Origin of the sequence: Streptococcus sp. 2154, from assembly GCF_013277255.1 — a bacterium.
Lineage (GTDB): Bacteria > Bacillota > Bacilli > Lactobacillales > Streptococcaceae > Streptococcus > Streptococcus pseudopneumoniae.
Map to the genome: position 1 here is coordinate 1 of NZ_VMMK01000064.1, position 7,743 is coordinate 7,743.

The window sequence follows — 7,743 nt, forward strand, 5'->3', positions numbered from 1 at the left end:
CTCCGAAATTTCTTGCACTCATTATACTCCTTTTTGATAGCCTTTACAATGTTTTTTGTCCATTTTTAGAAGACTATTGCTGTGTAAAATATGGCCTGGAGCACTTTTATACTCAATGAAAATCAAAGAGCAAACTAGGAAACTAGCCGCAGGTTGCTCAAAACACCGTTTTGAGGTGGCAGATAGAACTGACGAAGTCAGCTCAAAACACCGTTTTGAGGTGGCAGATAGAACTGACGAAGTCAGTAACATATATCTACGGCAAGGCGACGTTGACGTGGTTTGAAGAGATTTTCGAAGAGTATAAGCCTCTACATAACAAAACGCATATTACCAAGGCTCAAGACCTGATAATATGCGTTTTTCTTTTTTATTCAACGTGGGTTGTTTGATTGGCAAAGGCGATAATAGCCTGCTTCAACTCATCTCCACTAAGAGTGCGGAACTCTTCAATCTTTTGATCGATGGCTTCTAGAGGCATGACATTAACCTTACCAACGAAAATCTTATCCATAACTTGGTTATCAACAAGTTCTGTTGATACCAAGAGTTCTTCGTAGAGTTTTTCACCTGGACGGATTCCAACTTCAACGATTGGAATTTCGCTTTCGGTGTGTCCACTTAGAAGGACCATTTTCTTGGCCAAGTCATAAATCTTGACTGGTTTGCCCATATCAAGGATAAAGACTTCCCCATCCTTGGCATAAGCACCAGCATGGATAACCAGACGGCTAGCTTCTGGAATAGTCATAAAGTAACGGGTCATACGGAAGTCTGTCACCGTTACAGGCCCACCTTCAGCAATCTGACGTTCAAAGACTGGAATGACACTACCTCGGCTACCAAGAACATTCCCAAAACGAACCGCACAGTAAGTCGATTGGCTACGTTGGTTAAAGCCAGTGACAATCAACTCCGCCACGCGCTTAGTTGCTCCCATAACATTGGGTGGATTGACCGCCTTATCTGTCGAAATCATAACCATCTTAGGTACTTTGGCTTCATCAACAGCCTTAGCAACATTGTAAGTTCCGCGGATATTGTTTTTGAAGGCTTCTTTTGGATTGCGCTCCATCATAGGAACATGCTTGTGGGCTGCCGCATGATAAACAATAGCAGGTTTGTACTGCTCAAAGACTTGCAAGAGACGGTCGTAGTCTTGAATGTCCGCAATCACAGGTACATAATCAATCCCTTGGAACTTACGAATCAATTCATGATAAACAAGGTAGATTGAGTTTTCCCCATGACCGAGCAAGACAATGCGTTCAGGATTGAAGCGACTAACTTGACGACAGATTTCAGAACCGATTGAACCTCCAGCTCCTGTGACTAAGATGGTCTTACCTGTCAGTTCTGCACCCAGACGCGATTCGTCAAGACGAATTTCCTGACGGCCCAAAAGGTCTATGATATCAATTTTTTGGAATCCAGTACCTGCTGGGTGAAGTCCTTGAACAACAGTTTCAACATTAGGCATCTTGTAACATTTGACATCCAGCTTATTACACATCTGCAAGATACACTCATATTCTGACGGGTCAAGCGACGGAATTGCAACGATAACTCGCTCGATTTGATGGCGTTTGGCTAATTCAGGCAGATTGTCATAAGAGCCTAAAACAGGGATACCACCAAGTTTTTGACCCTTTTTCTTAGCATCCTTATCCAAAATACCAACAAGTTCCAAATCACTGGTTGGGTGTTGGTAACTGTTCATAAAGAGGGCTCCGCCATCACCAGCACCAATCAAGAAGGTTCGACGGTGTTCTCCATCGCCACTTCCTTTTTTGCGTCTAGAGTAGATTAACTGCCAAGTAATCCGTGGCAATAAAATCAAGAAGGTACTCAACAAGATAAAGAGAATGATGAAACGGATGGAGAAGAGTGGCAAGAAGGCATAGCAGATTCCATAAGACAAAACACTGCTGGCAGTCACACCAAAAAAGATTTTCATGAAATCCGTAATCTTGCTGTAACGACTAATACTAGCATTCAACCCCCAAAAACCAATCATCAATTGATAGAACAGAAAGGCCAAACTCGTATAGATAATGTAGTCAACAGGTGCTGGATTAATCAGCCCATAAAATAAAATATAAGATACAATGATCGAAACCACCATACTGAAAATATCAAATATTCCCCAGAAAACCTGCTTTTGTTGTTTATTTAAAATTTCCACCAGATCAATCACATAATCTGTTAGTTTTTTATTCATGTCAATCTACTCCTCCTTAAAAGAGTTTTACTATATTGTTATTGTAGCACATTTTAATTTATTTGGCTTATTTTTCCAAATAAATTACTGTTCCCTTGTACTCTTTCTTCCATTTAAATCCTCTAATTAAACCTACAATCGTTCCAAGGCCATAAGCAAAGTGAATGGAAAATAAAAGAAAGGGCATCACAATTAGAAATCCATTTTTATGTTTTAATAAAGTCAGCAAAGTGAGTAGTGATAAAAGTAAAAAATAGGCGCCTAATAGTAAAGTTATGAATACGAATGTGATCGGTAACAATGCTAGACTAAACACAAGACTCAAAACAAATAAACAAGGAACATAGTGAAATAATGATAAACACTTAAACTGAACATGACTTGTCAAGCCAATCCACAAACCATTTGAATACTTTTGATGCAGCATTTTCTTGAATGTTGGTCGAATATACTGATAAGATAGAATACTTGGGCTATAGCGGATTTTATAACCATGTTCTCGAATTCTATAATGAATATCATTATCTTCAGTTCGGCCAAGTTGCTCATTTACTAAACCAACCTTCTGGAAAACCTCTCGTTTATACATCCCATGAAAAATAGAAGAAACATATCTATCCTCGGCACTATTTCGATAATTGGCAATGCTACTGCCAAACATATTTTCCTCAACAAGATGCAAGGTCTCTGCCCATTTTCCTTTTCCTTCGACAATCGTCGGTCTAGGCCCCCCACAGACAAATTCACCTTGTTGAATAATAGCCACATTGTTCATTACAAAAGTCTCAGTAACTTTTGAATGAGCATCAATTTTTAAAATAAGGTCCCCTACAGAATGTTTAACTCCCAGGTTAAAACCACTAGCTTGATTTTTCTTAGGATTGTTATACAATCTAATTGAGTTAAACTCTGTATCTTCCTTTATCAATTGCTGAATGATAGCTGTGGTCCCATCTGTGGACATAGCATTTATAAATAGAATTTCAATATTCTCTTTAGGATAGGTTTGATTTTTTAAGTCTTCAATTAGACCAGGCAGATATTTTTCTTCATTGTATGCACTGATTACAATGGATACGAGAAGACTTTTAACATTTTGAGTCACTACTACTCTCCTGAATTTTTCCTTCCACCATTCTATCATAATTTTCAAGACTTTCCCATTTTTATCTTGAAAGCCAGAAACCTTACTTGACATTATAGTGAAAAAGCCTTAAAATAAGCTGTTATTAAAATCAGCTATAAGAGGTATTATATGAAAAAGCAATCACTCTTTTTTGTTCCAGGTATTATCCTGATTGGTGTTTCCTTGCGAACTCCTTTTACTGTTTTACCCATTATTTTGGGAAATATTTCGCAAGGTCTAGAGGTAGAAGTTAGTTCGCTTGGTGTCTTGACCAGCCTGCCTCTCCTTATGTTTACCCTCTTTTCACCATTTTCTACCCGACTGGCTCAGAAAATCGGCTTGGAGCATCTCTTCACCTACAGCCTCTTCTTCTTGACCATCGGCTCACTTATTCGACTAATCAATCTGCCCCTGCTCTATCTAGGAACCTTGATGGTTGGGGCAAGTGTCGCAGTCATCAATGTCCTGCTTCCTAGTCTTATCCAAGCCAATCAACCAAAGAAAATTGGTTTTCTGACCACCTTATATGTAACCTCTATGGGGATTGCAACGGCTCTGGCTTCCTATCTAGCTGTGCCCATTACACAAGCCAGTTCTTGGAAAGGACTTATCCTCCTCCTCACGTTACTCTGTCTAGCAACTTTTTTGGTCTGGCTCCCAAATCACCGCTATAATCATAGACTAGCTCCACAAACCAAACAAAAAAGTCAAATAAAGGTCATGCGTAATAAACAGGTTTGGGCAATTATTATCTTTTCAGGTTTTCAATCCTTGATCTTTTACACCGTCATGACCTGGTTACCTACCATGGCTATCCATGCAGGCCTATCCAGTCACGAAGCTGGCTTGCTGACTTCTATCTTATCTCTGATTAGCATTCCTTTTTCAATGACCATCCCAAGCCTGACAACCAGTTTATCTACTCGCAACCGTCAGCTCATGCTCACTCTGGTTTCACTAGCTGGTGTGGTCGGCATTTCCATGCTCTTTTTCCCAATCAATAATTTCATTTACTGGCTTGCCATCCATCTCCTCATCGGAACCGCAACCAGTGCCCTCTTCCCTTATCTCATGGTCAACTTTTCACTCAAGACAAGCGCCCCTGAAAAGACAGCCCAATTGTCCGGCCTATCTCAAACAGGAGGCTATATCCTAGCAGCCTTTGGGCCAACCCTCTTTGGTTACAGTTTTGACCTGTTCCACTCTTGGGTACCATCTGTAGCTGCCCTCTTGCTCATCGATATCCTGATGACTGTGGCCCTCTTTACAGTGGACAGAGCGGATAAGATCCTTTAAACTTCTAGTTTTAGCTAGAAGTTTTTTATATATAAAAATTTTACACATTTCTCTTGACAGGGCTTTCTTTTAGATGTACAATGTATGTGTAGAAAAATTATATATAAAAATCTTACACATTAGAAAAGGAGGTTTCCCATGTACTTTCCAACATCCTCTGCCTTGATTGAATTTCTCATCTTGGCTGTACTGGAGCAGGGTGATTCTTATGGTTATGAGATTAGCCAAACCATTAAGCTGATCGCTAATATCAAAGAATCCACACTCTATCCCATTCTCAAAAAATTGGAAAGCAATAGCTTTCTGACAACCTATTCTAGAGAGTTCCAAGGTCGCATGCGCAAATACTACTCCTTGACAAACGGTGGTATAGAACAGCTCTTGACCCTAAAAGATGAATGGACACTCTATACAGACACCATCAATGGCATCATAGAAGGGAGTATCCGCCATGACAAGAACTGAATACCTGACTCAGCTAGAACTCTATCTCAAGAAACTACCTGAAGCTGACCGTATCGAAGCCATGGACTATTTCAGGGAACTCTTTGACGATGCTGGAGTCGAAGGAGAAGAAGAACTCATCGCTAGCTTGGGAACTCCCAAAGAAGCGGCCCACGAGGTTCTCTCCAATCTTCTCGATAAAAAAATCAATGAGGCACCCGCTCAAAAGAATAACCGACAAATTTTGCATATCGCCTTGTTAGCTCTCCTTGCAGCACCCATCGGTATTCCTCTGGGAATCGCCATCCTCGTGTCCCTGTTCGCAATCCTTGTGGCAGCCTTGACTGTCATCTTGACTTTCTTTGCGGTTTCCATACTTGGTATCATCGGCGGATTCCTATTTTTAGTTGAAAGTTTCACTGTTCTCGCCCAAGCCAAATCAGCCTTTATCTTGATTTTCGGTTCTGGTTTACTAGCCATCGGTGCTTCTTCGCTAGTTTTACTAGGTATTTCCTATGTAGCCCGCTTCTTCGGTCTACTCATTGTTCGCTTGGTGCAATTTGTTCTCAAAAAAGGAAAGAGAGGTGACCAGCATGCGTAAATTGACAAAAGGATTTCTCATTTTTGGTGTGGTGACTACCGTTGTCGGCTTTATCCTGCTCTTTGTAGGTATCCAATCTGACGGGATTAAGAGCCTACTTTCCATGTCCAAAGAACCTGTCTATGATAGCCGTACGGAAGAGCTAACCTTTGGCAAGGAAGTCGAAAACTTAGAGATCACTCTCCACCAACACGCGCTGACCATCACAGACTCTTTCGATGATCAAATCCACATTTCTTACCATCCATCACTTTCTGCTCACCATGATCTTATCACCAATCAGAACGATAGAACTCTGAGTCTCACTGATAAGAAACTGTCTGAAAGTCCATTTATCTCTTCTGGAATTGATGGGATTCTCCATATTGTAAGTAGTTCATCTAATCGTTTTAATGATGTCATCATCGGACTACCGAAAGGGAGAACTCTAAAAGGGATCAACATCTCAGCCAATCGCGGACAAACCACCATCATAAATGCTAGCCTTGAAAATGCGGCCCTCAATACAAACGGCTATATCCTCCGAATTGAAGGAAGTCGTATCAAAAACAGTAAACTCACAACGCCCAATATCGTTAATATCTTTGATACAGATCTTACAGATAGTCAGCTAGAGTCAACAGAACATCACTTCCACGCTGAAAATATCCAAGTCCATGGTAAGGTTGAACTGACTGCCAAAGATTATCTCCGAATCATCCTAGACCAGAAAGAAAGCCAACGAATTAACTTGGACATCTCAAGTAACTACGGTTCTATCTTCCAATTCACAAGAGAAGAGCCTGAATCAAGAGGTACGGAATTAAGCAACCCTTACAAAACTGAAAAAACCGATGTCAAGGATCAACTCATTGCGAGATCTGATGATGATATTGAGCTAATATCCACCCCAAGCAGGCGTTGACAAAAACGCTTACATCTGCTACTATAGAAGCATATTTATCTAACTAAAAAGGAGGTTCTACCATGAAACAAGAATGGTTTGAAAGTAATGATTTTGTAAAAACAACAAGCAAGAACAAGCCTGAAGAGCAAGCTCAAGAGGTTGCAGACAAGGCTGAAGAAACGATAGCCAATCTCGATACACCAATTGAAAAAAATACTCAGTTAGAGGAGGAAGTCTCTCAAGCTGAAGTCGAATTGGAAAGCCAGCAAGAAGAGAAAATTGAAACTCCTGAAGACGGTGAAGCGAGAACAGAAATAGAAGAAAAGAAGGCATCTAATTCTAGTGAAGAAGAGCCAGATCTTTCTGGAGAAACAGAAAAAGTCACTATAGCTGAAGAGAGCCAAGAAGCTCTTCCTCAGCAAAAAGCAACCACGAAAGAGCCTCTTCTTCTCAGTAAATCTTTAGAAAGTCCTTATATCCCCGACCAAGCTCCAAAATCTAGGGATAAATGGAAAGAGCAAGCGCTTGATTTTTGGTCTTGGCTAGTGGAAGCAATCAAATCTCCTACGAACAATCTTGAAACAAGTAGCACACACAGCTATACAGCCTTTCTCTTGCTCATTCTGTTTTCTGCATCTTCCTTTTTCTTTAGTATCTACCACATCAAACATGCTTACTATGGACATATAGCAACTATAAACAGCCACTTCCCTGAGCAACTAGCACCTTTAACTCTCTTTTCGATTATCTCTATCCTAGTAGCGACAACACTCTTCTTCTTTTCATTCCTCTTGGGTAGTTTCGTCGTGAGACGATTTATCTACCAAGAAAAGGACTGGACGCTAGACAAGGTTCTCCAACAATATAGTCAACTCTTGGCAATTCCAATCTTCCTCACTGCTATTGCTAGTTTCTTTGCCTTCTTTGATAGCCTACGATTTTCAGCCCTTTTATGTGTGATTAGCATTGGAATCATTCTGCTTGCTAGTCTCCATATCATTACCAGACCAAGTCAAGCAAGTGAAGCCGACTCCTTCTATCAGTTATTCTTGTCTGTCCTTGTGAACGGAGTTATTATCCTCCTCTTCTTTGTAGCTGAAGTGGCACTGATTGGAGATTATCTTCGTATCTTGGCCTTTCTTTAAACTTCATACTCTTCGAAAATCTCT

General features: G+C 40.5%; 7 protein-coding genes and 1 pseudogene. 6 read left to right on the plus strand and 2 right to left on the minus strand.

Annotated features, from left to right (window positions below; all coding sequences use genetic code 11):
* Positions 1-115: 115 nt before the first annotated feature.
* A complete protein-coding gene (locus HT693_RS12140) occupies positions 116-286 on the plus strand; it encodes a hypothetical protein (protein WP_050280265.1) in 171 nt (56 codons plus the stop codon).
* An 84-nt stretch (positions 287-370) separates the two neighbouring features.
* On the opposite strand, the gene HT693_RS10205 is transcribed toward HT693_RS12140, so the two are convergent.
* On the minus strand, positions 371-2,221 hold the full coding sequence (locus tag HT693_RS10205; protein WP_001035691.1) for a nucleoside-diphosphate sugar epimerase/dehydratase: 1,851 nt from the start codon (positions 2,219-2,221) through the stop codon (positions 371-373).
* Between the two features lie 53 nt (positions 2,222-2,274).
* A pseudogene (locus HT693_RS10210) lies at positions 2,275-3,419 on the minus strand (glycosyltransferase family 2 protein).
* Positions 3,420-3,476: 57 nt separating this feature from the next.
* On the opposite strand from HT693_RS10210, the gene HT693_RS10215 reads away from it, so the two are divergent.
* The 5 genes from HT693_RS10215 to HT693_RS10235 all read left to right on the plus strand — a co-directional run bounded on the left by HT693_RS10215 (position 3,477) and on the right by HT693_RS10235 (position 7,719).
* The gene (locus tag HT693_RS10215; protein ID WP_138704740.1) at positions 3,477-4,643 is read left to right on the plus strand and encodes a CynX/NimT family MFS transporter; all 1,167 of its coding nucleotides are present in this window, start codon (positions 3,477-3,479) and stop codon (positions 4,641-4,643) included.
* A 138-nt stretch (positions 4,644-4,781) separates the two neighbouring features.
* Positions 4,782-5,108, plus strand: a complete 327-nt coding sequence (locus tag HT693_RS10220; protein ID WP_138701588.1) for a PadR family transcriptional regulator — start codon at positions 4,782-4,784, stop codon at positions 5,106-5,108.
* Positions 5,095-5,688 carry a DUF1700 domain-containing protein gene (locus tag HT693_RS10225; RefSeq protein WP_138704741.1) on the plus strand — a complete coding sequence of 198 codons (594 nt, stop codon included), beginning with the start codon at positions 5,095-5,097 and terminating at the stop codon, positions 5,686-5,688. The genes HT693_RS10220 and HT693_RS10225 overlap by 14 nt, the downstream gene beginning before the upstream one ends.
* Complete coding sequence (locus HT693_RS10230; protein ID WP_172925151.1) at positions 5,681-6,592, plus strand: DUF4097 domain-containing protein; 912 nt, start codon at positions 5,681-5,683, stop codon at positions 6,590-6,592. The genes HT693_RS10225 and HT693_RS10230 overlap by 8 nt, the downstream gene beginning before the upstream one ends.
* Before the next feature lie 62 nt (positions 6,593-6,654).
* Positions 6,655-7,719 (plus strand): DUF6574 domain-containing protein, encoded by a 1,065-nt coding sequence (locus HT693_RS10235; protein WP_172925152.1) that lies wholly within the window; start codon positions 6,655-6,657, stop codon positions 7,717-7,719.
* The last annotated feature ends 24 nt before the right edge of the window (positions 7,720-7,743 follow it).

Bases quoted from the DNA above. Each gene is read 5' to 3' on its own strand.
- HT693_RS12140 (WP_050280265.1), top strand. From the start codon at position 116: ATGAAAATCAAAGAGCAAACTAGGAAACTAGCCGCAGGTTGCTCAAAA.
- HT693_RS10205 (WP_001035691.1), bottom strand. From the start codon at position 2,221: ATGAATAAAAAACTAACAGATTATGTGATTGATCTGGTGGAAATTTTA.
- HT693_RS10215 (WP_138704740.1), top strand. From the start codon at position 3,477: ATGAAAAAGCAATCACTCTTTTTTGTTCCAGGTATTATCCTGATTGGT.
- HT693_RS10220 (WP_138701588.1), top strand. From the start codon at position 4,782: ATGTACTTTCCAACATCCTCTGCCTTGATTGAATTTCTCATCTTGGCT.
- HT693_RS10225 (WP_138704741.1), top strand. From the start codon at position 5,095: ATGACAAGAACTGAATACCTGACTCAGCTAGAACTCTATCTCAAGAAA.
- HT693_RS10230 (WP_172925151.1), top strand. From the start codon at position 5,681: ATGCGTAAATTGACAAAAGGATTTCTCATTTTTGGTGTGGTGACTACC.
- HT693_RS10235 (WP_172925152.1), top strand. From the start codon at position 6,655: ATGAAACAAGAATGGTTTGAAAGTAATGATTTTGTAAAAACAACAAGC.